The organism is Haloferax sp. YSSS75, assembly GCF_046764215.1.
Lineage (GTDB): Archaea > Halobacteriota > Halobacteria > Halobacteriales > Haloferacaceae > Haloferax.
In genome coordinates this window covers 1,590,416-1,616,683 of the sequence record NZ_CP177206.1, presented here as the reverse complement: position 1 = coordinate 1,616,683, position 26,268 = coordinate 1,590,416, and the positions used below count along the sequence as shown (strand labels likewise).

Below are 26,268 nucleotides of genomic sequence, written 5' to 3'. Positions count from 1 at the left end.
CTGATAACCGCGGCAAAACGCTCAAGAGCGTGAACGCGTCGAACAGTGTATGGACGACGGCTCGGGTGCAGATATTCGTGTCCTTCACGTGGACGATGAACCGAGTCTCACGGACCTCGTTTCGATATTTCTGGAGCGCGAAGCTGGCGACGTCGACCTCTCGGTCACGACGTCGAACTCGGGGGCGGAGGCGCTCGACCGACTCCGGACGGAGCGTATCGACTGTGTCGTCTCCGACTACGACATGCCCGGTATCGACGGCCTCGAGTTCCTTCGAGCAGTTCGGTCCGAACACCCTGACCTCCCGTTTATCTTGTTCACCGGGAAGGGGTCAGAAGAGGTTGCTCGCGACGCGTTCCGCGTCGGTGCGACCGATTACATGCAGAAAGACACCGGCACCGACCAGTACACGGTGCTCGCGAATCGCGTGGTCAACGCCGTCTCACAGTACCGCGCGAAAGCCGCGTCGGAGCGGTACGGTACGGCAATCGAAGTCCTCGACAGCGCTGTCTACTCACTCGACAGCGACGCACGGTTCTCGTCGGTCGACGGCGTCTTCTGCGAACTCACTGGCTACCCACGGTCGGAGGTGCTCGGAAAGCGGTTCTGCGACATCGTCGAAGAGTCGCCCGAGGATATCGCCGAGATGTTCGACGCCATCACGTCGCCCGATGGCCCCGACACCGAAGGGTTCGAAGTCGTCCTCTCGCCCGGGCCGAACTCCGCGCACGACGACTTACTCTGTGAGGGGCACCTCACCGCCCGTCAGACAGACGACGACGAGTTGAACGTCATCGGGACGCTTCAAGACGTGACCGAACGACGACGGCACCGAGACCGAATCCACTACGAGACGCGGTTGAAAGACGCCGTCTTGGACACTTCGACGTCGCTCATGGGTGCCGAAGCCGACGAAATCGGGACGAAAATCGAGTGGACGTTACAGACGGTCGGTGAAGTCACCGAACTCGACCGGTGTTCCGTCTATCTCTACGACGACGAGACGAACGTCGCCGCTCGAATGCACGACTGGCAGGGTGGCCACTACACCGACCATCCGGACCGCATCTCACTCGAAGACGCGCGCTGGTTAGTCGAACGCCTCCACCGCTTCGAAAACGCGTGCTTACACAGCGTCTCCGACCTCCCCCCGGAGGCGTCGGACACGAAACGGTTCCTCGGAATCGTCGAAACTGGCGGGTTCGTCACCGTTCCGATGGTCTCGAAGTGGTCACTCGTCGGGTTCGTCGTCTTCGACGTCGTCGGTGAGGGTCGGTCGTGGACCGACACCGAAGTCGACCTGCTCCGGTCGGTCGGAAACAACATCACGCACACACTCGCACGACAGCGGAGAGAACGCGAACTCCGCCGGCAGAACGAACGCCTCGAAGAGTTTGCATCGGTCGTCTCTCACGACTTGCGGAACCCACTCAACGTCGCCAAAGGATTCGTCGAACTCGCCAGAGACGAAGACGACGTCGACCACCTCGGCAGAGCACTAAACGGTCTCACGCGGATGGATACGCTCCTCAACGACGTGCTCACGCTGGCCAGACAGGGCCGGAAAGTCGGCGAGACGGACTCTGTCCCCATCGAACAGGTCGTCGAACGGGCGTGGAAAGCCGTCGACACCGGCGACGGCGCCGAACTTGTCGTCGAAGACGGACTCGGAACCACGCCGGCCGACGAGGGCAGACTCCAGCAAGCCTTCGAAAACCTGTTCAGAAACGCAATCGAGCACGGTTCGACAGTCGATAGGCGAGCGCCCGACACCGTCTCTGAACACGGTGCGGCGGAACCGTCCGGGTCGCCCGACGTGACAGCGGAACTGGAGGGGAGGACGAACGGCCAGTCGGCGGAGGGGTCGGCGTCGACGCCGTCGCTCTCGGTTCGCGTTGGCCCGACGGAGACCGGTTTCTTCGTCGCCGACGACGGCCCCGGTATCCCCGAAGACGAACGCGACGTCGTCTTCGAACACGGTCATACGACCTCAGAGTCGGGGACCGGATTCGGTCTCTCTATCGTCGAGAGCATCGTCGAGGCCCACGGGTGGGAGATATCGGCGACTGCTCCAGACCCTGACCTCGGCGGCGCACGCTTCGAATTCGACCTGGGCGGCGTCCGCTCGGAAGTCGAACCACGGTTCTCACTCAGCGACTAATCCGAGCGTTAGACCACCGAAATCATCGACTAACCCGAGCGTCAGACCACCGAAACACGACGGGTGTTACGCTTCTAACGCTTCTTTCGTCCGTCTGTGACGGTCCCGAAACATCCCTTCGAACCCGACGCCACCGAACAGACTCGCCACGTCGCCGACCGGACCGAACGGAAGTTCGTACTCGACTCGGTCTTCGATAATCGTCTCGTCTCCATCGGCGGCGAAGCGGTGTGTGTGGACCCACGTTTCGAATGGGCCGCCGACCATGTCGTCTCGGAACCACGCCGTCGTCGCCCCCTCTTCGCGGGCGAGGATACGGGAGACCCACCGCTGGCGTGGGCCGACACCGAACGGCCGCATCGACATCTCGATTTCGGTTCCAGCGACGAGTTCCACCGGTCGCTCTGCCCCGTCTGGGCCGCGGACTGCGACGATTTCGAGGTTCATCCACTCGGGTGTGAGCGCCTCTAATCCCGAGATATCCGAGTGAAACTCCCACACTCGGGCGAGGGGGGCGGCGACACGAGTTCGACGCTGATAAACCGGCATACACGAAGGTTCGTTCGCAGACAGGATAGACGTGTTGGCGAACGTGGACGAGAGACAGAACGGCGGTGGAGAACGACGAACGGCGGCAGCGGGGGCAGAAGTGCCGCCGCTCTGGTTCGGAAAGCACCCACGCGGGGGCATCGCACGAACCGCGCAGGTGAGCAAGGGCAACGCTCGGCCGTGATGGAATTCGGGTTGGTCGGGAGACGACCGAGTGTCGGTGTTCGCCACGACGTCTGTCGCGGCGGCAGAGGATTCTCGAGGAAACTTCTTAATTATTTTGCATGTTTGGCTGACTGTCTCGTCACTCGACCAGTGTGGTCGCTCTGTCGGTACCAGTGGCACAGTCGTGGCCGTGGTTCGGTGCGCTGGCGTCGTCGTCACTCGCCGTCTCGGCGGCATCGACGCGGGCGACGCGGGCGACGCGGACGACGCTGAATCCACATCCTGCCAGCGACACGCCACTCGTCACTGCGAGCGCGAGAAACGCCCGTCTGTCCATACCTATTGTTATTAATCGACGGAAAAACGGCCGAGGAATCGGGCGGTCGGTTTGTACGACCACTCGATTCGTTGGTCGAGTCGGGGACGCGGCCCGGACGCTCAGAGCGTGAACCGCGAGACAGTCGTTCCGGCTTTCGTCAGGTCGGTGTGCGTCGCCGCGGCGACGGTCACCTGATTTTCACCGTATTCGATTGCGACTTCGACTTCGAACGCCTCGTCCTCCGGTTCGACGAGCGTCGTCTCGCCGGGCGTCTTCACCGCGACGGCGGCGGCGTCCGTCTGCCCAGAGACGACGAGTTTGTCGCCTTTGAACCGCGTGCTCACGCGGAGTTTCGGGCCAGACGGCCGGTCACGCTCGACGTAGCGGTCACGCACGAACGTCGGCATCTCGACAGGTTCGCCGGCATCGATGCCGTGTGCGAGGCGGACGAATCCCGCCATCGACCACGCGAGTGGCGTCGCACTGCCAGTTCCTTCGCCGAACTCCCAGTTGAAGGCCGTCGAGTGTTCGCGGTCCCACACCTGTTCGGCCAGCATCCGCCCGGAGTTGGCGAACGCCGCCATCGTCCGCAGGAGGTTCGAAGGTGCGAGTTCCCCCGACTTGGTGCCGGCGAGGAGTTCGTACTCGGCGCGTTCGCCTGTGAAGATGGGCCAGAGGCGGCCCTTGCCCTTGGCGTCGATGGACCACGGTGCACCCTCTTCGTTGCGTTCGCGTTCACCGTATCCGTCGCCGTTGTATCGGTAGAACGCCGGGCCCTGTGGCGTATCGACGCGAATCGTCTCGTCGACTTCTTTCACCGAATTTCGAATCACTTCGTCGTCCGGCGGTTTGATGCCGAGGCGAGTCAGTTCGAGGAATCCGGCGTCGATAATCTCGCGTTCGTCGAGCGTCGGCCCGTTGTTGGCCAGCGTCCGAAGGTGGCCCGCGTCCGGGTCACCATCCCGGGTGATGCGGACGTAGTACGGCGTGTTGTCGTGGCGGTCGGTTCCGGTTCGCGTCGCCGTCCACTCTTCGACTCGGTCTGTCCAGTCGTCGGCGAGCGCGAGCCACACGAGGGCGTCTTCGTCGTTGCCTTCGTCCAGTGCGACTGCCGCGGCACAGGCCAGACCGGCAATCTCGGCGGCGATAGACGACGGCGAGTAGCCTGCTTCTTCTTCCCACCGCTCCTGTGCCGTCGGTGGCCCGTTCCGGGCGACGTAGTTGGCCGAGCGCTGGACGTTGACGTAGTCGTATCCCACGTCGTCGAACTCGACGCCGTGTTCTTTGAGCATGTAGGCCATCACCTGCGGGAACGAGATGTTGTCCATCTGCTCGCCACCCCAGCGAGTCCGGCCGTTGAGGTAGGTGTTCTGCGGGATGAACCCTCTGTCGTCCTGCTGGTTCGTGTAGATGTACTCCAGTGCGTCGATGGACGTCTCGATGTCACCGACCGCTTCGAAGACGGTAAAGACCTGATAGAGGTCACGCGACCAGACGAAGTTGTAACCGTACCCTTTCGACTCCTCTGCGGGGACGACTTCGCCCCACGGAACCGACGGCGATGCGATGCCCGCCCCGAGGAACGTCTTGTCTTCGACCGCTCGGAGACTCATCAGACAGGTCTTGTACTGTGCAGTGAGGTCAGAGTCGGACGTGACGGACGCCGGCAGTTCTTTGTCGGCGAGGAAGTCGGCCCACGACGCTGTGTACGCGCTACGAACCGTCTCGTAGCCACGAGTGAGCGCACCGGCGGCCTCACCGAGTGCGGCGGCGGTGTCGGCGTGTTCTGCAAAGCCGAGCGCCAGCGTCTCCGAGAGGTCGTTCCCGGTTCCGATTCGACCCACGAGGACGACGTTTTCGTCGTCGACGCGTTCTTGTGTGGCCGGAAGTTCGCCCTTCGAGAAGAACTCCGAGAGATATTTCGACCCGGCGACACCCACGGTTGCCCACTCGAACCGACCGGCCGTCGTCAGCGCGATGGCGACGCTGTACTCCTGACCGTTCTCGTCGATGAGGAGCGTCTCACCGCCGTCGCCGGCGTCGAACGCGCCGGCGTCACGGGCGACGAGGTGGTAACTTCCGGGTTGGCCGAGGCGAATCCCTCTGTCTTTCGTCCCGGTGTTGGCGAGTGCCGTGTCCGCGACGGTGTACAGTTCGTACTCGCTGTCGTCGAGCGCATCGAACGTCACGTCTGCGAGCATCGCGTCGTGTTCTGGGTCGATGGTGTACTCGACGGTGAGTTCCCACTCGTGGCCCCGGCCGTCGCCCGTCTCGGTGATGACGTGCCGGAAGACGAGCGCGTCTTCGTCGACGATTTCGGCCCGGCGTTCGACCGTGTCCGCGTGGTCGTCGCGCCGCGTCTCGTTGTGCGTCCGCGCCGTGTAGTCGGCCTTCGGGTCCGCGTCGATGACGAGGAAGTCGACTGTCCGGAGGTTCATCAGGTCGACGCGGGGGAACCGAACCTCGGTGAGTGCGCCTTCGGTCAGCGTGTACCAGAGGCGCGACGGGTCGTCCGAACCGTGGTCTGCGACGGTTCCGATACCGTACTTCTCGCCGGTGGTCCACCGTGGCCGGTTCTCCGGCCCGGTCGGCGCGGGTTTCGGTGCGGGGAGCGCGTCGATTTCGGCGAGGACGGCCGTCGTCTCCATCCGGATGGCGTGGGGCCACCCGAGCGGTGTCGCGCTATCGAACGACCCGTCGTCGAACACCTGCTCTGCGAGATAGCCAGCGTCCGTCGCCAGTGGGCCGTCCGGTTGCAGCAGTTCGTAGAGGTTCGTCGCACGTTCGACGAACCGACGCCCATCTTTGCCGATTCGGTCACAGAAGATGCCGAAGTTGGCGGCGGCGTTGGCACCCCACGCGGTGGCGACGGACCACACTTTCTCGCCGTCCTGGTCGCCGGCGCGCCAGAAGTCGTCTTCGAACCGAACCAATCCGGCGACGTCGCCACGGGGGTTTCGGTAGAGTCCCTTCAGCGTCGCCGCCATGTGCTTGACGAGACGGGTTCCCGTCTCGTCGTCGACGTCGTCGATGTCGGCGTAGGCGTCCATCGCATCGACGAGTGCGAACGTCGCGGAGTCGAGTCTGTCGTCCACCTCGCCGTCGTGGTCCAGTCGAAGGCCGTACACTTCGCGTTCCTTCGACCAGAGCGCGTCGAGTCCCTCGTAGACGGCAGTCGCTTGCTCGGCGGCGTGTTCGCACAACTCGTCGTTGAGTGGTGCGTCGGCGACGGTTGCGTACGCCTGCAGGAACGTCGCGGCGGTGTGGGTAAACCGACCCGACATGTTCTCCCACGCGTTCTGACAGACTTTCGGGAGGCCGTCGTCTTCGAGACTGCTGTCGAGGCCAGAGACACCGGCGGCGATAGTCGACCGGATTCGCCCGACGAGTTCGTCGTCGAGTTCCGTCCGTCGGTCCGCGAGGAGCGTCGCGAGATAGCTGACGACGCTCGCCGTCTGGTCGGCCTGATACTCTCTGTCTCCAGCACCCTCGACCCGGCCGTGTGCCCACCCGGGTGCGATGCTGCCGTCGACGGCCCACACGCGGTGTGGCCACGTCCCGTCTTCGAGTTGCGTGGCGCAGTAGAACTCCGCGCTCGACGAGAGGCGGTCCGACAAGTCGAGTCCGAAGGCGTCGTCTGCGTTCGCGAGCGCCATCGAGACTTCTGCGTCGTCGCGGAACCACGTGTAGCCGTATCCGCCGGAGTGTGCGTAGAAGGGGTCGAACTCGGGGCCGGCGATACGTGCACCGCTCGGCGCAGTCAGAAGCGAGAGCGCACGAAGGTCAGACCGGACGATTCGCTCACGGGGAGTCCCCTCGGGGACGAACACTTCTGCCCGTTCGCGTGCGGCAGCACGGAGTTCGTCCGCCGTCGCGTGTGCGAGCGCACAGTGTTGCAAGTCGGCGAGTGCATCGGCCCGTTTGACCTCGCTGTGGTCGGACAGTTGCGTGACGAGCGTCGTCCGTGCGGCACGCCCCGCCTGTTCGAGTGGGGCGCTGACGACGACGTCTCCCGACAGGTGTGTGTCCTCGTAGCTCTGGAGGACTGCATCTCGTGGGAAGTCGAACACGTCGTCGGAGAGTATCTCGTCGAATCGCTCGGGAATCTGTCCCCGGACGTCGTCGAGTCCGGTCGACGCAGTGACGTAGTCGTGTTCGTCTCTGTGGAACACTTCGACGGCCTGTGTCTCGTCGGGACCACCCGCTTCGTGGATGAGTCGTCCGACCTGCGTCTCTCTGCCCTCGGGTGCGAGCGTGAGGAACGCAGTCAGGTGTGCGTCGGTCGGAATCGCACCACGGAGCTCGACGTGTGTCACGTGCGCGCGACCCAGTGTGAGGTCGTACTGGTGGACGGTGTATTCGCCGGCGTCGTACTCGGTTTCGACGAGACTCGTCTCTCGGTAGTAGTGCTGCCGGACGGACTCGAACTGGTCGAACCAGTGTACTTCACCGTCCGTTTCGATACCGAACCGAGAACGGTCGATTCCATAGAGACCAGAGAGCGAAGACGAGTAATCGCGGAGAGACCCGTTGCGGCCAACGTAGACGAGACGGTCGCCGTGGCCGGAGAACGCGCCGTCCGAGGTCTGGCGTTCCTCTGGGAAGCGCCCGCCTCGGTCACGTTTGAATTCGTTTAACGCGGTCCGAAGTCGCATAGAGGTAGACGTGGGTCCCGGAACATAAGTATTGGCTGCTCTCCGCCTCTTTTACCTCTATTAATAGTAAACTTTCACACTGCTTCTTCGGAGAGGTACGAGGCGTCTCCTGACGAAACAACTATTCTCACGGGAGTAAATACAAAGTCTCCCGGTACGTTCAGTGTAGATATGCATCACCCAGGACCACCACAATTCATGGCTGTCGGTGAGTCGGTGCAACTCGCACCGCGTGACCCGGAACCCGACGCCGCCTTCTCGTGGCACGTACGGAGTGCCCCAGTTGCAAGTAGCCTCGAACTCCCCGACGACGAAGCAGTCGTTCAATTCGACCCCGACACCGCCGGGACGTACGTTCTCGAACTCGACGCCCCCGATGGGACTCACACACTGACCGTCCGCGTGTTCCCCGGTTCGTACCTCCCCGCAGGGTCCGCCCGAAGCGGTGCCAGCGGGATGAGCGGGATGAGTGGGTACAGTGGCCAGAGCGGTTCCGCTCGGCCGACGCAGTTCTCTGGCGGCGCATCCGGTTCCGGAAGCGGTGCTGGCGAGGCACAGCGTGGCGAGGGTGGCCGACCCCGTATCCGTCTCGACGCGACTGTCGAAGGTGACGTGGTGGTCGTCCGTGCGGACCCGAACCCGAACCCCAACAGCGACACCGACCGAGACGAACTGGTCGTCGAGTTCGTCGTCGACGACAGAGACGCCGTCGAGGAGTCGGCCGTCGAAACCGATGGTTGGGAACTCCGCGTCCCCCTCTCGGCTATCGGTGACCGTCTCCGCGTCCACGCCGTCGCTATCGACGAGACGTACAGCGTCCCCGACACCGTGACCGTCGAACGCGACGCGCTCACCGACGGCGGTGTCGTCGAGACTGACGGTGGTCTCGCAGAGACCGAAACCGACGCAACCGGTCACACCGACGGGTCCGGGTCGGACGCGGCGTCCGTCTCGCGTCCAAACGACCCGCCAGCGTGGTCCCAGGAGGTGACGCTCTACGAGATTTACGTGCGTGGCTACGCCTCGGACGACGACGAAGCCGAAAACACGTTCGAAGCGCTCGAAAAACGACTCGACTATCTCGAATCGCTCGGCGTCGACTGTCTGTGGTTGACTCCGGTCCTCCAGAACGACCACGCCCCCCACGGCTACAACATCGTGGACTTCTACTCCATCGCCGAGGACCTCGGCACGCGCGAGGACTACGAGCAGTTCGTCGAGGCCGCCCACGACCACGGGATGAAGGTGCTCTTCGACCTCGTTCTCAACCACTCGGCGCGCGCCCACCCGTTCTTCGAAGACGCCTACCAGAACCCCGATTCGGATTACTACGACTGGTACGAGTGGCAAGACAACGGCGAACCGGGCACCTACTTCGACTGGGAGTACATCGCCAACTTCGACCACCGGAACCTCGACGTTCGGCGCTACCTCCTCGACGCCGTCGACATGTGGGCCGACGTCGTCGATGGCTTTCGCTGTGACATGGCGTGGGCCGTCCCCGACACCTTCTGGCAGGAGATTCGCGAGCGCGTCAAGTCGAAAGACCCCGAGTTCCTCCTCTTAGACGAGACCATCCCGTACATCGCGGACTTCCACGAGGGCATGTTCGACATGCACTTCGACACGACGCTGTACTTCACGCTTCGACAGGTCGGCCGTGGCGACGAACCCGCCGAGCGCATCCTCGACGCAATCGAACAGCGGACCGAAGTCGGGTTCCCCGACCACGCGGCGTTCATGCTCTACCTCGAAAACCACGACGAGACGCGCTACATCGTCGAGTGCGGGGAGTCGGAGGCGATGGCCGCCGCGGGAGCGCTCTTTACCCTCCCCGGCGTGCCGATGATATACGGCGGCCAAGAGATTGGCCAACGTGGCCGCCGCGACGCACTCGTGTGGAACCACGCCCGCGACGACATCCGCGAACACTACGAACGCCTCATCGAGGTTCGAGACGAGACGCCCGCACTCAGAAACGGCGAGAGCGGGTTCCGCCGTATCGACTACGAGGCCGACTCTGACCGCGTCGTCGCGTTCGTCCGTGACCACGACGCCGGGTCGTATCTCTGTGCGCTGAACTTCGGTGACGACCCCGTGACGGTGGACGTCGGTGACCTCGACGTCGAGGCGACTGACGTCGTCTCCGGCGAGTCAGTCGCCGCAGAAGGCGGCATCCGCGTGGACGACGTCACCATCTGCCCCCTCGCGTAAACGCCGTTCGACCACCCTCTATCAGTTGTTTGCCAATTTACGATGAGCACGAACGATGGCACCCCAACCCTGTCGACCGACCGTACCGACGAACTCGTCTCGTGGCACGAGACAATCGTCGCGAACCACGACGACGACTTCGAGGCCGCAAAGCAACTCTCGACGCGACTCGGCGCGCACGTCGCATCTACCGACGGCGAGGCGGGCGGTGAGACCGTCGTATTCGGCTTCTGGACGCCCGAACTCGTCGAAGACGAAATCCCCGAATCGGCCGTCGAACTGGAGATTCTGACGCCGCCTGCGGACTTCGACCCGGGCGACACCGACCACCGTGCGGTGACGTTCCAGCGGGACCGAGTTCCGATGGCCCGCGCCGGTGAGTATCACTGGGCCGTCGTCGACGACGTCCGCGCGGGGACGCGAGAGACGCTCGGGTCGCTCTACCAACTCGTCTACGAAGACGAAGACGAAACCGAAGTGACGATTCAGGACCCAGTGTCGTACTCCGTCCCGTTCGGCGCGTTCGCGCCTGCAGAGGTGTACGACGTGGGCGTCCTCGACGAGACGCGCGCCGACCGAGCGTACTTCGAAGCGCTCGGAACCGACGACGAACCCGTCTCGACCACCGAAGACGAGGGCCTCCCACGAATCGACCCCGCGACGAGCATGCTGGAGATTCACCCGGGAACCGCCACCGAACGCGGGTCACTCGCTGGCCTCGCCGAGGTGTACGAAGATATCGCGGCGAAACAGCGCGCCGACGAACCGCTCGCCCCGTGGCAACGCGCGTTCGCTGGATACGACGGGATTCAGGTGATGCCCGTCGAACCGCTGACCGAAAACGAGGAGGAACACGACTTCTGGTCGGTCGAATCAGCGTCGGAAGACGAACTCACCGCCGCCGTCGCTCGCCCGGAGATGATTAACTGGGGCTACGATATCGTCGTCAGCGCCTTCTCCGCGCCGAATCCCGCCATCCTCGAAACCGGCCGCCCGGACGAACTCGTGGACTTCATCGCCGCCTGTCACGACCTGCCGCGACCCATCAAAGTCGTCTTCGACGTCGCTCTCGGCCACGCCGACAACCGGGGTGCGGAACTCCTCTCTGACCGCTACATCCTCGGCCCGGGGATGTACGGCAAACACCTCGACTACACCGAACCGACGGCCCGCGCCATCTTCCTGGAGATGCAGCGCCGGAAGATGGACTTCGGTGCCGACGGAATCCGCGTCGACGGCGCACAGGACTTCACCTCCTACGACCCCGAGACGGGAGAGATGTACCACGACGACGACTTCCTCGCCGAGATGGACCGCGTGACGCAGGAAGTCGCCGGCACGGAGTACCGCCCGTGGATGATTTACGAAGACGGCCGGCCGTGGCCGCGCGAAGACTGGGAACTCGCCTCCTCGTACCGCGCACTCATCGAACAACATCCCCACTCCTTCCAGTGGTCGCCCATCACCTTCGCGCACAACACGCCCGCACTGCTCACCTTCTGGGCGACGAAGTGGTGGCGCGTCCGCGAAGTCGGCGAGTTCGGCGGCAACTGGTTGACGGGCGTCGCCAACCACGACACCGTTCGTCGCGGCACGCAAATCGACCCGACGGTGGAGTTCAACCAGTCGCCGGTCAACCCCTACCTCGGCGACGACTACCCCGAGACGCTGGGCGAAGCGTACGACAACGCCGCGTCGTCGATGCTGTTCCACTGTTTCCTGCCGGGCGTCCCGATGGACTTCGTCCACGCGAACATGCGTGCCCCGTGGGGCTTCATGCGGGACACCGACCCGACGTGGAACGTCAAAGTCGTCTCCGACGAGTCGAAGTTCCTCTACTGGCAGGTGCGCGACGAGGACTTCGAAGACGAGCGATTCTTCCGCCGCGTCAAGGACATCGGGTTCGAGTCGCGCGAGGAACTGCTCACGTTCATGAACGCGCTCTCGTCGGCCGTCGGTGCGACGGATTACGACCTCGACGTCATGGCCGACATGCTCTCGGCGATGGAGCAACCGCTGGGCGACGACCTGTCGGCCGATGACCTCGAAGCCTACGGCTACGCGTGGATGCGCGACATCCACGAGTTCGCCAACCTGAGTCACTGGCACGACGCACAGGACGACGACCGGTCTGCGTACCGTCTCGAAACCCGGGAGTTCCGTCACGACCGACCGTGGTTACTGGCAGACTTGGACGAGGACGCGGACTACTTCACCTATCGGCATCCGACCGACGGAACGGTCCTCTACTACGGATTCCGCACCTCCCCCGACTCGGAGGAACAACTCTTGTTCGTCGCGAACATGGAGGGCGTCCCAGTAGACGTGTCGCCCGAGTATCTCGCCGCGGACGCTGCCGAGGACGAGAACGCGCCCATGATTCCGACCGATGGCTGGGAACCGGCGCTCGTCGCACCCGACGTCGCGGAATCGACCGCCGTCGAACTCGACAACGGCGACGCAATCGTCTGGCGGCGCGACCCCTAACCGCTCGGCGTCGAATCTCTCATCCTTTCACAGTCCGCGGTGGTTCCGTTTTGGGACATAAACCTGTGTACGCGAGATACTGAACAGGCTCTGCGTTCGGGACTCCCGCTCACAATCGGAGCAACCGTTTACTCACCCGCCCCCGTAGTCGAGAAGACATGCTCTCAGTTGGCGACAGCGCACCGGATTTCTCCGTCCCCATCGCAGGCGGCGAGGTGTACAACGACATCGACTCGTTCACGCTCGGCGAGGCACTCGGCGACGGCCCCATCGTCTTGGCGTTCATCCCGGCGGCCTTTACCAGCGGATGTACGACCGAGATGTGTACGTTCCGCGACTCGATGCACCGTTTCGATGCCATCGACGCTCAGGTGTACGGCGTCAGCGTCGACCTCGCACCAGCACTGAACATCTTCATCCAGCAGGAGAACCTCAACTTCCCCATGCTCTCGGACTGGCGACACGAGGTCATCCACGACTACGGCGTCGTTCTCCCGGACTTCTACGGCCTCATCGAGGTGGCCAAGCGGAGTATCTTCGTCCTCGATTCGACGGGCACCGTGACGTATCGATGGGTCGAAGGCGAGGGCAAGACCGACTTCGGCGCGGCTATCGACGCCGTGTACGACGCCGTCGCCGAGACTGTCTCGGCGTAACTCGTCCGATGGTCAGCCGTCGTCACTAGGTGTCGGGTGCGTGTACCACCACGCCCACAGAATGAGCACCGCTTGCAGTGGGAGGCGCGCCCAGCGAGCCGTCGCAGAGGGGTTCTGCACGAACTCGGGAGCGCCGGTGAGAACGACGCCACTGGTCGCCATGTAGACGTTCGCCGGAAAGATAGCAATCAGCAGCGCGACGAGTCCCCACGCCGCGACGCGTCGAGTCTGCGGGAGTATCACACCGACGCCGAGGGCGATTTCCGCGATTCCAGAGAGATAGACGAGTTCGCGTGCACGCGGGAACGCCGGAGGAATGATTTGGACGTACGCGTCAGGGATGACGAAGTGCATCACTCCCGCGACGATGTAGAGCGAACCCATCACGTAGCAGAGTGGGTGCTTGAATCGGGACAGCGTGGCGTCGGTCTCCGTACTCATTTCGTCTTACACTCGCTGTACTAACACGCGCCCGACCCATAGTCCCACTGCCACCGCACCGACGAGAATCGGAATCGAGTAGAGCGGGCCCGACGGTGCGACGAGAAACAGTGCCTCTGCGACGACGATGGCGACGAGGAGGCCGACGACCCGTTCGCGGGTGATGGCGCTCACGAACTCACCCCCAAGCCGTTATTCGACGCCATACTCACTTCCGCCGAGACGGCACGAACACGCTTTGCTGTAGCGACTCGCTCGGGCAAGACGACGATTCAGAAAAGAACGGGATTGGGGTACTACGGCAGGAGCACGCCGTTGATGACGTGAACGACACCGTTCGAGGCCATGATGTCCGTACCGATGATGGTCGCTTGCCCGTCGTTCAGTTCGGCCCCGTCGACGCCGATTTTCGCGCCGTTTAGCGTGGGCAGTTTCGACACCGGGAGGACGGACTGCGCCTTGCGCCGGCCGGGGACGACGTGGTAGAGGAGGATGTTCACCACGTCGTCGAGGGTCAAGCCAGCGGGCAGGTTTCCGCTTTCGATGGCGTCGAGGATGTCATCTTCATCCAGACCGGGTCCAGCGAGTTCGTTGAAGAGGTTCACGAACGCATCGTCGGTCGGCGCGAACACCGTCAGCTGCCGGTTGCCGCTGAGTGCGCCGACGAGGTCGGCTTTGACGACTGCCGCGACGAGGATATCGAAACTGTCACTGCCTGACGCGATGGCCACGATGGTCGGTTCGTCACGGGGTGACTTCGCGCTCGCGACACCCGCGCCGCCCGCGAGAAGGAGTCCCGCGCCGCCAATCGTCTTCAGTGCTTGCCGCCGGTCTGGGTTGAATTTCATGTTCGGCAGAATAGATGTCGCTTGCCGGATTAAGTTATGTACCATACTAGTTAGTGTTTGAACGAGAATCCACCGAAAACAGCCTCATAACCCTGAATATCAGTAGTATAGTAATTGTTTGTTCAGAGAGAAGTCGTCACGACTTCGCCGCCGTCGCGTTCGTCTCTACCGCCACCCCCGGCAAGTAGTCGCCGTCGGGGCCGACCCACTCGCTTTCGGTGCCGCAGTCGGTGGTCAGTCGGCAGACACGCGTCTCGGGCGGCCAGATGACGCGCACCTCGTCGCCGGAGCGCTCGACGGAGACGGTCTGTCTGTACGTGACCGTCTCGCCGTAATCGCCGACGTAGGTGACGAGCAGGTCGACTTCACTCGCCCCCCGCGGAATCGGGAGTCGCTCCGGACCGGCGGCCAGTGGGTGGTTCGTCACCGAGACGCCGTCGGCAGTAATCGACCAGTCGACGGTCAGTTCCTCGCCGATTGGCGCGTCGTACCGGGCGTACCCGGACTCGGTTTCGACTCTGACGGACGCCGTGTTACTCCCGTCCGGTCGGCCGAACGCCGACGTCGCGTCGACCCGGTCGCCCGACAGCACGTCGAGACGGGTCAGTTCCGGTTCGACTGGGTCGACTGCGCCGGTCCACGTCCCTCGGTAGGTAAACCGATACGGCGTCCGATTCGTCGCGTCGAGGACGGTGAAGTCCTGTTCGGCCCCGTCGTCGATGGCGTAGACGACCGGTCCGTCGTATCCGGGGTCGTTGCGCAGGGTCTGGAACGGATGGGCCGACCAGTCGCCGTACGGGTCGGGGTGGAACACGAGCGCCTTCGTCGTGTCGTCTCGCCCGCCCGGCACTGACGGGGTGAGTGGCGTGTCTTCGAATCCGGCGTCGACGAGTGGTTCGTAGGTGGCGGCCAGATTCTCGGTTCGGAGGCGGTTCTCGTCGTACGGGTCCCCCGTCGCGTCCACCGTGACGCCGGCACCGACGAGGGCACAGACGAGTAGTATCGAGAACACGACGCCACGGGCCTCCGAGGCAGAGAACCGACGGTGGGAGAGACGACGAACGAATCGGGTGAACCCGACGATTCCGGCGGCACCGAAGGCGACGAGCGGGACGAGCGCGTCGAAGTGGTAGAACGGCCCCAGCAGGTCGATGAGCCCGTTTCGCAGGCCGTTGTGCGTGCCCCAGAAGTAGGCGTTGCCGACGAACACCGAGACGAAGAGGCCGACGAGGATGGCCGCCAACGCGTCGTCCGAGAGTTCGGCGAACTCACGGTCACGGCCACCGAGTCCGTGGTGCCGCCGCCTGTCACGGCCCCGAAGGCTTCGACCGGTCTGGAAGCGCCACCACCGCTGGACGGTCAGTCCGAGTCCGACGGCGGCGGCGACGGTTCCGACCCACCCCATCGGCCCCCACCGAGTCAGGAGCAAGTCGAGTGCGACGAGACCTGTCTCGACACCCATCGCGGGCGTGAAGACGACGTCGTACCCGAGTATCGACCGCCGACCGAATCCGATGCCGTCGTGCGGCGCGAACGCGATGTACGGGAACGTGAGCGGGTTGCCGGTGACGACGGCGTTGTACGCGAGCGTCAGGCCGACGAAGGTGAGGCCGGGGAGTGCGATGGCGACGTACCGGCGGAAGACGGGCCACCCGGTTCCGGCACGCCACGCGTTGGTGAGCGCCCACAGCGAGTGGACGATAAACGGCAGGGCGAACAGGACGGCCGTGAAGGGCCGGGCAAAGAAGGCGATGCCGACGAACGTGCCGGCGACGACGGCGTAGCCAGACGAATCACGGCGCGCGGCGCGGACGTAACAGACGGCGAACGCGAGTTCGAACATCGTCGCGGGCGCGTACGCCAGAAACGTCGCCGACGTGAGTAGGAACATCGGCGAGAGGCCGAGTAACCCCGCCGCGATGACGCCCGTCCGGCGGTCGAACACGTCTGCGGTGAGCGTGTAGACGAGGGCGGCGTTGAGTGCGGCGACGACGCCCAAGACGAGATTCGGCAGGCCGACAGCGAGTCCGAGTGCGAACAGTGCCGGGACGACGGGTGCGTACTTCGAGTACATCTGGACGCCACCCGGGGCACTCGCCGTCTCTTCGACGACGAAGAACCACGGTCTGACGGCCTCTGCGAGTGCACCGGGGTAGAGAAAGAGTTTCCCGTCCAGTAGCATCGCGGCCTGTGTCAGGTAGACGCCTTCGTCGTCGTTGACGGAGTGGAACGGAAAGAGGTCGACTGCGAACCACGTCACCACGAGGCCGACGAGGAGTGAGACGGCCAGCGCGACTGCTCGGCGGCGGTTTCGCTGCAGGTCGAAGTCGAGGGCGGTGTCGATGTCGATGTCGAACCGCCGGAAGACGCCGAAGTCGAGGTCGATGTCGGAGAGACGAGGGACGCGCCGTCCCATCCTCAGTCCGAGTAGAGGCCTGTCTCGGGGCGCTGTTCGCGGGGGAACCACGCGAGTTCGTGGCCAGCGTCGAGGGTCACTTCGACGCGGCCGTCGGTCGGAACCGTCTCGTCGTGGTTGTGCATACACAGCAGGTTGTCGCCGCCGTCCAGTTTGACTTCGTAGAGAATCGTCGGCCCGAGGTAGCGCTTGCCGACGACTTCGCCGTGGCCCTCGCCGTCACAGGCGTGGGCGGAGACGTCGTCGGGGCGGACGAGGATGTCGATGTCCGTCTCGTCGTACTCTGGCGCGAGTCCGTGAAGTTGGTCACGTCCGACCGTCCCGAGTTCGGTTCGAATCATCTCGCCAGAGATACGACCGGGGAGGAATCCCGCGTAGCCGAGGAACCCCGCGACGAACCGGGATTCGGGGTGTTGGAATACCTGTTCGGGTTCGCCAATCTGTTCGAGGTCACCGCCGTTCATGACGGCGACGCGGTCGGAGATGGACATGGCCTCTTCTTGGTCGTGAGTGACCGAGACGGCCGTCACACCCGCTTCTTTGAGGATGCGGCGGACCTCTTCGCGCATCTTGACGCGCAGGTCCACGTCGAGATTCGAGAACGGTTCGTCGAGGAGCAAAATCGCCGGTTGTGGGGCCAGCGAACGGGCGAGGGCCACCCGCTGTTGTTGGCCACCGGAGAGTTCGTCGGGGTAACTCCCACCTTGCGTTTCGAGGCCGACCAGGTCGAGGAGTTCCTGCACGCGCGCCTCGCGTTCGGCCTCGTCGAGGTCCTTCAGGCCGAAGGCGATGTTCTCGGCGGCGGTGAGGTGCGGGAACAGCGCGAACTCCTGAAAGACGACGCCGACGCCCCGTTCTTCGGGGGCGACGAACGAACCGTTGCCAGAGACGACGTTCCCGTTGAGTCTGACTTCACCGCTGTCGGGGTGGTCGAGGCCGGCGATGAGACGGAGCGTGGTGGTCTTTCCGCACCCGGACGGACCGAGGAGGGTGAGAATTTCGCCGTCTTCGACCTGCAGCGACAGGTCGTCGATGACTGTCTCCGTCCCGTAGGCTTTCGAGACGCCTTCGAGTTCGAGGACGCAGTCAGTGTCGGAGCGGCGCTCCGCGTGTTCTGGCGAGTGTTCGGTGGTGGTGAGTGTACTATTTGACATCGTATCCCTCTTGAGTGATGATGACGAGCATCGACAGCCCAGAGACGAAAAGCAGGATGAGGGCGGGAACCGCTGCCTGCCCGAAGTAGCCTGCCGCGTAGGCCGTCCAGATGTGTGTCACGAGCGTTTTGAATCCGGCGGGACGCAGGAGAAGCGTCGCCGGCAGTTCCTTCATGGTGGTCAGGAAGACGAGCGCCGCACCGCCGAAGAGGCCCGGTGCGACGAGGGGGAGCGTCACGTGACGGAACGCCCCCGATGGTGTCTCCCCGAGCGTCCGCGCCGCTTCCGGCAGGGCAGGGTCGACGCGCAGGAACGACGCGCGAAGCGACCCGACTGCCTGCGGGAGAAAACGGATGACGTAGGCGAAGACGAGGAGATAGAGCGTCTGGTAGATGGGTGTCGCGTAGGAACTGCCGAAGAAGACGAGCGCGAGGCCGAGGACGACGCCCGGAACCGCATAGCCGACGTACGTCGCGCGCTCGAACACCGAACTCACCCGCGAGGGGTGGCGTGCGGCGAGATAGGCCACTGGGAGGCCGGCGAGCGTCGCCGCACCGGCAGTCGCCGCCGCGACGAGCACGGAGTTGAACGCGTACTCGGGCTGGAACGCGAGCGACTGACTCGTCGCGGCGACACCCTGTGCGAACCACGTGAGCAGGATGCCCAGCGGAACGACGAGTGCGACGAGTGCGACGAGCGCCGCGAAGCCAATCGCCGGGTACTTCCAGCGACCGAGTTCCATCACGCTGCCGGAGCGCCCACCGGTCGTCGTGCGCTCGTCGCCGCGAATCTGTGATTCGAGCGTGAGGATGAGGAGCGTCACGGCGACGAGTTGGAGCGAAAGCAGTGTCGCGGTGTCGCGGCCGAACGACCCGAACTCGACGTAGATGACGCGCGTGAACGCGTCGAATTTCATGATGGCGGGCGTCCCGAAGTCCGAGAGCGCGTAGAGCGCCGCGAGCAGGCTCCCCGCCGCGATTGCGGGGCGAATCTGGGGGATGGTGACCCGCTTGAACGCCTCCCAGCGGGTGTGGTTCAACGTCCGCGCGGCGTCGATGAGCGTGGTGTCCATCGACTTCAGCGCGGCCCGGGTGGTGATGAACACGTACGGATAAGTGTAGAGCGTCAGCACCAAAACGGCTCCGGGGAGGCCGTAGATTTCCGGAAGCGACTCGACGCCGAGGGGTTCGAGGAGGCGTTGGAAGACGCCCTGTGGCCCGAACGCCGAGACGAACGCGAACGCACCGATGTAGCTCGGGATGACGAGCGGGAGGGCGATGATGATGGTCCACAGTCGCTTGAACGGCAGGTCGGTTCGGACGGTGAGATACGCCAACGGGACGCCGAGTGCGATACACGCCGCCGTCACGAGGACGACGAGAACGGTACTGTTCAGGAGCACTTCGACCGTCGAGGGGCGAGTGACGAGCGAGAGTGCGTCGGCGAATCCAACGTCGAGAGCAGTCTTGACGAGCCACAGAAGGGGGACGACGACGGCGGCGGCGACGGCGGCACTCGCTACTGTCAGGCCGAGCGGTTGCTGGTCTTCGCCGTCGCCGGTCTTCGTCTGCTGTTCTGTGGCCATCAGTGGTTCACCTTAGAGCACACCCACCTCACGCATGAGTCGCACGGTTCCCTCCAGGTCGGAGAGTTGCGTCAGGTCGAGGCCCTCTGGTGGGTTGAGCTCGTCGATACTGGGGAGTTCGCCGATTGGGTCGACACCCGAGACGAGCGGATACTCGAACGTGGTCCGCGCGAAGTAGTCCTGCGCTTCCGCAGAGAGCAGGTGACGCACGAAGTTGGTGCCGAGGTCAGTGTCGTCTGCAGTGTCGAGGACGAGTGCGCCGGCGACGTTGAAGATAGAGCCCGCGTCGCCCGAGGTGAACGCGGTTCCGAGGGGTGCCTCTGTCCGACCGGCGAGGATGCGCTGGATGTAGTAGTGGTTCGCGAACCCAGCGCCGATTTCGCCGTCGGCGACGGCCTGCGAGACGAGGAACTCGTCGTTGTACTCGGTGACACCGAGGTCCTGCATCCCCTGAAGCCACTCTCTCGTGGCGTCGTCGCCTTCGAGGACGCGCATCGCGGTGACGAACGCCTGGAACGACGAGTAGGTCGGTGCCCAGCCGATGTTGTCGCGGAACGCTTCCGTCTCGGGGAACGCCATGATGTCGTCCGGGACGTCCGACGCCGCGAACTGGTCGGTGTTGAACGGGACGGTCCGCGCGCGGCCCGAGGTGCCGGTCCACTGGCCGTCCGGGTCGTGGAACTCGTCGCGGACGAGGTCTAACACCTCACTCGGAAGGTCCTGTGTCCGGCCCTCGTCTTTCAGCGCGCCGAGCGACCCTGCGTTGACCGAGAAGAAGACGTCTGCGGGGCTGTTTTCGCCCTCAGTCAGAATCTGGTTGACGAGTTCGGTCGCCGAGTTGTATCGCGGGCGAACGGTGAAGTCGTCGTAGTACTCTTCGAAAAAGCCGATAAGTTCGCCGACGAGTGCCTCACCGCGTCCGGAGTAGAGGGTGAGTTCTCCCGAGAGGTCCGGCATCTCCGAAACGGACACGCCACCGGTTATCTCACGGTCGCCGAACGGCGAGCGGCCCGAACCAATCTGACCAACTGGTTCGCCACCGCCAGAATCAGTCTCTGTTCCATCCTCTCCGCCGAGCCCGGTACAGCCGGCGAGCGACCCGAGACCGACCGCCGCCGCCGTCGTGATGAATCGGCGACGACCGTGGCCGCGAGGCTCCCGGTCGTAGTCTTCCATACATAGATTTAGGTCGCCCTAAATCATTTATATCTACCGGTTAGTTCCGAACGCCGAGAAACGGGTTCCCAGAGCGACTTAGTCGTCGGCAGGGATGGCGGCCCGCGATGCCGTCAGTTGGTCCAGACAATCCAACCACGCTTGCATGTGTGCTCCGACGTAGTTGAAGAACTCGCCGTTTCGATAGTCGGACCAGTCTCCGTCGGCGAGTGTATCCGCCATCGCTTCGAACACGCCGGTGTACGTCTCTGCGTCTCCACCGACGTCGTCGACGACGCGCCAGAGGTGTTCGTTGAGTTCCAGACCCGGAACCTCGTTGTTCAGGTCGTCGAACGTCGGCCGTGCGGCCTTGTTGTGCTCACAGAGCGGATAGCCCGTGAGGACGTCCTTTCCGAGGACGTCGGCGGCACGTTTGAGGAAGACGCCCGACCAGATGTCGTCGAAGCGGCCGACTTCCCACTCGTTGTCGTCCATCGGCAACTGGTAGAACGCGGGGATGACCTCGCGCTTGAAGGCGAGATTCATCGAGCAGACGGTGAGATACTGCCCCGGTTCGGCGACGAAGTCGCCGTCGAAGTCGTCGAAGTCGGTGCGCGTCTGGGCCTGTCCCTCCAAATCGCCGTCCATCAGGATGCGGACGGCGTCGAGGTCAGGGACGTTCGTCCACAGGCCCTGTGAGGCGACGACGTCACGGAGTTCGCGGGTATCGGTCTCCACAGTCTCGTCCATCGCCGAGTAGGGGTAGCCACGGGGGTACAGACCGTGTTCGTCGGCGTTCTGGTAGAGGACGTTCACCCACTGTTCGTCGCTCGACACCGACTCCACTTCGTCGGTCCGGTGGAGATTCTCCATGTGTCGCCCGAAGAAGTCCCACTCGTCGTGTGGGAGGGTGTCGTCGTCGATGAAGACGCCGTAGTCGTACTCGGAGTGTGCCCACATGTACAGCAGGCCGAAACTCGTCTGGGCGTGACTCGCCGCCGGGACGAGATGCGAGAACTCGTCGATTCCGTGTTCTGCGTACCATTCGTCGCGGGCCGACTCGTCGAAGACTGCGCCGGCGACGCCTTCGTCGTCGAGCATCGCTGCCATCTCCTCGGTGTCACAGAAGTCCTCCGTCACGAGGAGGACGAACAGACGGTCGAGGTCGAATCCGTGTGCACGGGCGTTGTCGAAGTACGACCGCATGCACTCGTACTCGCGGATGGTCGGTACGACGACACAGATGTCCGGTTCCATCGTCTGTATGGTTTTAGGCCGACCAAAAATACCTGTTGGTCCGCGACAGAAGGAGTTAGACGAGTGACGAGTCGAGGAAAACCGCCGTGCAACGCCGTTTCACACACGACACGTTGTGTCTCACGCACGTATATCTTCTCAGACGGCTATCAGGTCGTGATGAATCGGCGAACCCTCCTCCACAGTCTCGCACTCAGTGGCCTCGTATCGGTAACGGGGTGTCTCGGACAGCTCTCACCGACAGTCCTCACACCAGTCGTCGAGTCGGACGATTTCGAGACACACCTCCACTTCGGCCCACAGGACGACCCTGTCGCCATCGCGACGTTCCGAACCCACGGCGGTGTCGCCACCGGGAAGACACCACTCCAACTCACGCTCTGGCACCGACAGAACACACGGGTCGAATCCATGTCCGTCTCGGTCACTGCTCTCTCGGACGACTCAGAACACCCGACACCCATCTCGCTCGCCCTCGACGGCGACGTCTTCGGTCCGACGACGACGTTCTCCCGGATGGCCGACGGCACGCCAATCGTCGAACTCGCTGACCTCGGTGACGCCGGCCGAGACAACGTCCACCTCGACTTGTGGTTCAGCCCCGACGACACGCCGCCGACGGAGTGTGCCGTCAGAGTCGTCGCGGACGTCAGTGGAACCGGTGTCTTCGGTGGTCGGTATACGTGCCACGGCGGAACGGTGGTGTCGCTGTAACAGCACCGCGTCTCGCTGTCTCCGCCTACGTCTCCGTCAGTGACTCCAGCAACGTCACCGCCGTCTCTTTCGCCAGCGGGTCGTTCGCGTTTCCGCACTGCGGCGACTGCACACACGACGGACACCCGTCGTCGCAGTCACAGTCGTCGATGAGGGCCGCAGTCTGTCGCATCAACCGCTCGACGATATCGTATCCGGCGCGAGTCAACCCGACGCCACCGGGGTGGCCGTCGTAGATGAAGATAGTCGACTGCTCTGTGTGCGGGTGATACGGTGTCGAGAGCCCACCGATGTCGCCACGGTCACACAGGAGGGTCAGCGGGAAGAGCGAAATCATCCCGTGTTCGGCGGCGTGGATGCCGCCGTTGAATTCGTAGTCGGGGCCGCGCTCCCCGTTCCGTCCCATCTCGCGCATCTCCGACTCGACGTCGCTCGGGACGGTGAAGTACAGCGCCTTCGTTCGAAGACTCGTCTCCGGCAAATCCAGTAGTTGCTGGCCGAGCGTCGTCCCGCGTTTCGGGTCGCGTCGCTCGAACCCGGTAATCTGTTTTCGCATCGTAATCTCTGCGAACCGAACCTCCACGTCCGACCTGGCAGACAGCGGTTTCGAGAGGATGTCGCGTTCGACGGTGATGTGTTTGTCGTGGAGGACGCGCGTGTAGTAGTCGGCCCACGTCGGTTGGAGACGGGCGACGTCGCGGTCCAAATCCAGGTCCGCGACTTCGTAGGTCTGCCCCTGATGGTGGTAGACGGCCCCGGGGTGGGCGTCGCGAAGCGCGTCGTCGAAGGCGAGTTTCGCGATTGTCTCGTTGTTTCGCGAGTCCATCAACTGTATCTCTCGGTCGGTGATGGTCCGGAGACTCATCCCGTGCTGGGGGCTTCCGTCGCCGTCGTGGGTCCAGCGAACCCCGTCGTTCGTCTCGCGTCGCGCGAGGGTGCCGGCGTCTTCGAGGTCTGAGACGACATTCGGGAACGAGGGGCCGAAGTAGGCGTCGTCTGCCGTCGAGAGCCAGTTTTCGGCGGCCGCACAGGCGACGTGACTCGGGAGTAAGTGGTCGTTTTCGGGGTCGGAGACTGCCCGTTCCGGGTCGCCATCGAAGAACTCCGCCGGGTGCTTCATCAGATACTGGTCGAGTTGGTCTTCGCCACCAACGAGGACGACCAGTGCCGGCCTGTCACCCCGTCCTGCTCGGCCTGCTTGCTGCCACGCCGACATTCGGGTGCCGGGATAGCCGTCGATGAGAACCACGTCGAGGCCCCCAACGTCGACGCCGAGTTCGAGCGCGTTGGTACTCCAGACGCCGCTGATGGACCCATCGTGGAGTCCAGACTCGATTTCTCGGCGTCGGTCGTGAGTGAGTGCGGCTTGATAGGCCGCAATCTCGCCGGCGAGTCCGTGTTCACCTCGGCTTCTGAGGTCACTCGCGCTCTCGGAGGCGTATCGTTCGGCGGCCTGTCGAGCACGAGTGAACGCGAGCGTCTGGTACCCGCGGGAGACGAGGTCAACGAAGAGGTTCTTCGTCTCGACGTGGGCCGACCGTCGCCGACCCGACCCGCCCGCGTCGGGGTTGTCGTACTCCGGCGGGTTCCACAGAAGCCAGTGTGTCTCGCCGGTTCCGCTCGCGTCCTCGTCTACGAGCGTGAACGACTGGTCTGGTTCGCCCGTGATTCGAGCGGCGTGTTCGACGGGGTTGCCGATGGTCGCAGAACAGCAGACGAACTGTGGGTCCGACCCGAAGCGTTCGCAGACGCGTTTGAGTCGACGGAGGAGGAGGGCGACGTGACTGCCGAAGACGCCTCGATAGCCGTGGACCTCGTCGATGACGACTGTTTCGAGCGACGAGAAGAACCACTCCCACAGGCGGTGGGCGTGCGGGAGCAACGCGTAGTGGACCATGTCGGGGTTCGAAAGCAGGACCGTCGGCATTCGCTTTCGCACGTCGCGTTTCTCGGACTTCGATAGCCGGCCGGTGTACTGGTCGACAGAGACGCGACTGCCGAACCCCAACCCACGGGCGAGGTCCGAGAGCGTGTCGAGTTGGTCGGCGACGAGGGCGTTCTGTGGGCCGAGATAGAGGGTCCGGCCACCGTGGTCCATCGCGCGCTCGAACGCCGGAATCGTGTACGCGAGGCTCTTCCCACTCGCAGTACGCGTCGCGAGGACGACGTTGTTCCCGTCGCGAACCGCGTTCACTGCGTCGGCCTGATGCCGGTAGAGACGGTCGATGCCCCGGTCTTCGAGGGCCGACGCTAACCGGGATTCGAGGCCGATATCGGCGAACGTGGGGTCCCGGGCGTCGAACCGGCGATGAGACCGAATCTGCCCGTCGTAGTATGGCCGGTCTCGAAGCCACTCGATGAGGTCGTCCACACGCCCTCTGTGAACGTCGACGCCCTAAGCGTATCGCCACCCGAGACCTAGGACCGAATCCGCCGCGCAGTTTTTGTCCGTTCGGTCCCGACGAACTGGCATGGACGTAGACGCCGTCCTCATCTACGACGGTGAGTGCCCATACTGCTCTCTCGCTGCGATTGCGCTGAAACAACTCGACGACGTGGAGGCTATCTCGTGGTACGACGACGCCGCACAGACGTTCTTGACGGCGCAGTTCGAGGACGTCCCCTTCGCGATGGTGCTCGCCGACCGGAGTGAAGAACGCGTCTACGCAGGCCGTGCCGCGGCGGAGGAACTGGCCGACAGAGCGGGGATGCCCGGCCTCGTCGGAAGTCTCGTCCGCGACAACTACGAGTCGATTGCCCGCATCGTCGGCGTCGCGAGTGGCCGTGGCCGTGACCCCGACGACGTCCACAGTTACTATCCGATGCGTCCCGAGGCCCTCGACGTGTTCGGGACACTCGCGGCCCACGCCGAACCCCGACCCGCCGAACTTTCGTAGACACCTGTCGAATCTTCGTCCGTGACCGTCCACTTACACGCTCCCGAGACGCTCGGCACCGACGACGACCCACTGGAACTCGCCACGGAGTCGCCACGAGGGACGTACGCACTCGTCTATCGCGTCCCAGAGACGACTGTGGAGGTTGGTGCACTCGGCCCCCGTGAACTCCAGTCGGGTGGATACGTCTACGTGGGAAGTGCGTTCGGAACGGGTGGACTCAGACGCGTGCTCAGACACCGGCGCGTCGCCGCCGGCGAACACGACGCCCGGCACTGGCACGTCGATTACCTCGGCGGACACCCCGGCGTCGAACTCAGTCGTGTGGTCTGTGTCGTCGGCCGAGACGTCGAGTGCGCCGTCGCGTCCGCGCTCGAGGCGACGGCAGTCTCTGGATTCGGCTCTTCAGACTGCGATTGTACGGCGCATCTCGCGCGATTCGACGACATCGAGACGGCGACGTCACTCACTGTGTCTGCGTTTCGTAGGAAAACGTGAAGAGGGAGTCCCGTCCCCCTTCGGCTCTCAGACCGGACCGGGCACCCCGGTCGAGAGCATCGCCGGTTGTCAGAGGCACCCCGGCACCTATGCATAC

20 protein-coding genes are annotated in these 26,268 nt (G+C 64.0%); 8 read left to right on the top strand and 12 right to left on the bottom strand.

Annotated elements, in window-relative coordinates; all coding sequences use genetic code 11:
- The first annotated feature begins 49 nt into the window (after positions 1–49).
- Positions 50–2,161, top strand: a complete 2,112-nt coding sequence (locus tag ACK3R5_RS08505; RefSeq protein ID WP_411966677.1) for a response regulator — start codon at positions 50–52, stop codon at positions 2,159–2,161.
- Between the two features lie 66 nt (positions 2,162–2,227).
- Here the strand turns inward: ACK3R5_RS08505 and ACK3R5_RS08500 are convergent, their stop codons facing one another.
- The gene (locus ACK3R5_RS08500; protein ID WP_411963633.1) at positions 2,228–2,710 is read right to left on the bottom strand and encodes an SRPBCC family protein; all 483 of its coding nucleotides are present in this window, start codon (positions 2,708–2,710) and stop codon (positions 2,228–2,230) included.
- Between the two features lie 43 nt (positions 2,711–2,753).
- Between ACK3R5_RS08500 and ACK3R5_RS08495 the strand changes: the two genes are divergently transcribed.
- On the top strand, positions 2,754–2,894 hold the full coding sequence (locus ACK3R5_RS08495) for a hypothetical protein (RefSeq protein WP_411963632.1): 141 nt from the start codon (positions 2,754–2,756) through the stop codon (positions 2,892–2,894).
- A gap of 120 nt (positions 2,895–3,014) precedes the next feature.
- On the opposite strand, the gene ACK3R5_RS08490 is transcribed toward ACK3R5_RS08495, so the two are convergent.
- Entirely contained in the window at positions 3,015–3,212 is a 198-nt protein-coding gene (locus tag ACK3R5_RS08490) for a hypothetical protein (RefSeq protein ID WP_411966676.1), read from the bottom strand.
- Between the two features lie 101 nt (positions 3,213–3,313).
- On the bottom strand, positions 3,314–7,849 hold the full coding sequence (locus ACK3R5_RS08485) for a glycoside hydrolase family 15 protein (protein WP_411966675.1): 4,536 nt from the start codon (positions 7,847–7,849) through the stop codon (positions 3,314–3,316).
- A 171-nt stretch (positions 7,850–8,020) separates the two neighbouring features.
- On the opposite strand from ACK3R5_RS08485, the gene malA reads away from it, so the two are divergent.
- From malA to ACK3R5_RS08470, 3 genes are all read left to right on the top strand, one after another.
- Positions 8,021–10,063, top strand: coding sequence for an alpha-amylase MalA (gene malA / locus ACK3R5_RS08480; RefSeq protein WP_411966674.1), 2,043 nt, complete (start codon positions 8,021–8,023; stop codon positions 10,061–10,063).
- Positions 10,064–10,105: 42 nt separating this feature from the next.
- Positions 10,106–12,550, top strand: a complete 2,445-nt coding sequence (gene gghA, locus ACK3R5_RS08475; protein ID WP_411966673.1) for a glucosylglycerol hydrolase — start codon at positions 10,106–10,108, stop codon at positions 12,548–12,550.
- A gap of 158 nt (positions 12,551–12,708) precedes the next feature.
- Positions 12,709–13,206, top strand: coding sequence for a redoxin domain-containing protein (locus ACK3R5_RS08470; protein WP_411966672.1), 498 nt, complete (start codon positions 12,709–12,711; stop codon positions 13,204–13,206).
- Positions 13,207–13,218: 12 nt separating this feature from the next.
- On the opposite strand, the gene ACK3R5_RS08465 is transcribed toward ACK3R5_RS08470, so the two are convergent.
- The 8 genes from ACK3R5_RS08465 to ACK3R5_RS08430 all read right to left on the bottom strand — a co-directional run bounded on the left by ACK3R5_RS08465 (position 13,219) and on the right by ACK3R5_RS08430 (position 22,062).
- On the bottom strand, positions 13,219–13,647 hold the full coding sequence (locus ACK3R5_RS08465; RefSeq protein WP_411966671.1) for a hypothetical protein: 429 nt from the start codon (positions 13,645–13,647) through the stop codon (positions 13,219–13,221).
- Positions 13,648–13,653: 6 nt separating this feature from the next.
- Positions 13,654–13,821, bottom strand: a complete 168-nt coding sequence (locus ACK3R5_RS08460) for a hypothetical protein (RefSeq protein WP_411966670.1) — start codon at positions 13,819–13,821, stop codon at positions 13,654–13,656.
- Positions 13,822–13,943: 122 nt separating this feature from the next.
- Positions 13,944–14,495 carry a fasciclin domain-containing protein gene (locus tag ACK3R5_RS08455; protein ID WP_411966669.1) on the bottom strand — a complete coding sequence of 184 codons (552 nt, stop codon included), beginning with the start codon at positions 14,493–14,495 and terminating at the stop codon, positions 13,944–13,946.
- A 136-nt stretch (positions 14,496–14,631) separates the two neighbouring features.
- Entirely contained in the window at positions 14,632–16,911 is a 2,280-nt protein-coding gene (locus ACK3R5_RS08450) for an ArnT family glycosyltransferase (protein ID WP_411966668.1), read from the bottom strand.
- 2 nt (positions 16,912–16,913) lie between these two features.
- Entirely contained in the window at positions 16,914–18,065 is a 1,152-nt protein-coding gene (locus ACK3R5_RS08445) for an ABC transporter ATP-binding protein (RefSeq protein ID WP_411963622.1), read from the bottom strand.
- On the bottom strand, positions 18,055–19,650 hold the full coding sequence (locus ACK3R5_RS08440) for an ABC transporter permease (protein ID WP_411966667.1): 1,596 nt from the start codon (positions 19,648–19,650) through the stop codon (positions 18,055–18,057). The genes ACK3R5_RS08445 and ACK3R5_RS08440 overlap by 11 nt, the downstream gene beginning before the upstream one ends.
- Positions 19,651–19,662: 12 nt before the next feature.
- Positions 19,663–20,826 (bottom strand): extracellular solute-binding protein, encoded by a 1,164-nt coding sequence (locus ACK3R5_RS08435; protein WP_411966666.1) that lies wholly within the window; start codon positions 20,824–20,826, stop codon positions 19,663–19,665.
- A 78-nt stretch (positions 20,827–20,904) separates the two neighbouring features.
- On the bottom strand, positions 20,905–22,062 hold the full coding sequence (locus ACK3R5_RS08430; RefSeq protein ID WP_411966665.1) for an alpha-1 4-glucan-protein synthase: 1,158 nt from the start codon (positions 22,060–22,062) through the stop codon (positions 20,905–20,907).
- Between the two features lie 159 nt (positions 22,063–22,221).
- Between ACK3R5_RS08430 and ACK3R5_RS08425 the strand changes: the two genes are divergently transcribed.
- Positions 22,222–22,776: a hypothetical protein gene (locus tag ACK3R5_RS08425; protein WP_411966664.1), complete on the top strand. Its 555-nt coding sequence runs from the start codon at positions 22,222–22,224 to the stop codon at positions 22,774–22,776.
- Between the two features lie 25 nt (positions 22,777–22,801).
- Here the strand turns inward: ACK3R5_RS08425 and ACK3R5_RS08420 are convergent, their stop codons facing one another.
- Positions 22,802–25,147, bottom strand: a complete 2,346-nt coding sequence (locus ACK3R5_RS08420; protein WP_411966663.1) for a DEAD/DEAH box helicase — start codon at positions 25,145–25,147, stop codon at positions 22,802–22,804.
- 100 nt (positions 25,148–25,247) lie between these two features.
- On the opposite strand from ACK3R5_RS08420, the gene ACK3R5_RS08415 reads away from it, so the two are divergent.
- Both ACK3R5_RS08415 and ACK3R5_RS08410 read left to right on the top strand, forming a co-directional pair.
- Positions 25,248–25,673 carry a DCC1-like thiol-disulfide oxidoreductase family protein gene (locus tag ACK3R5_RS08415; protein WP_411963616.1) on the top strand — a complete coding sequence of 142 codons (426 nt, stop codon included), beginning with the start codon at positions 25,248–25,250 and terminating at the stop codon, positions 25,671–25,673.
- A 21-nt stretch (positions 25,674–25,694) separates the two neighbouring features.
- The gene (locus ACK3R5_RS08410; protein ID WP_411966662.1) at positions 25,695–26,171 is read left to right on the top strand and encodes a GIY-YIG nuclease family protein; all 477 of its coding nucleotides are present in this window, start codon (positions 25,695–25,697) and stop codon (positions 26,169–26,171) included.
- Positions 26,172–26,268 lie beyond the last annotated feature (97 nt).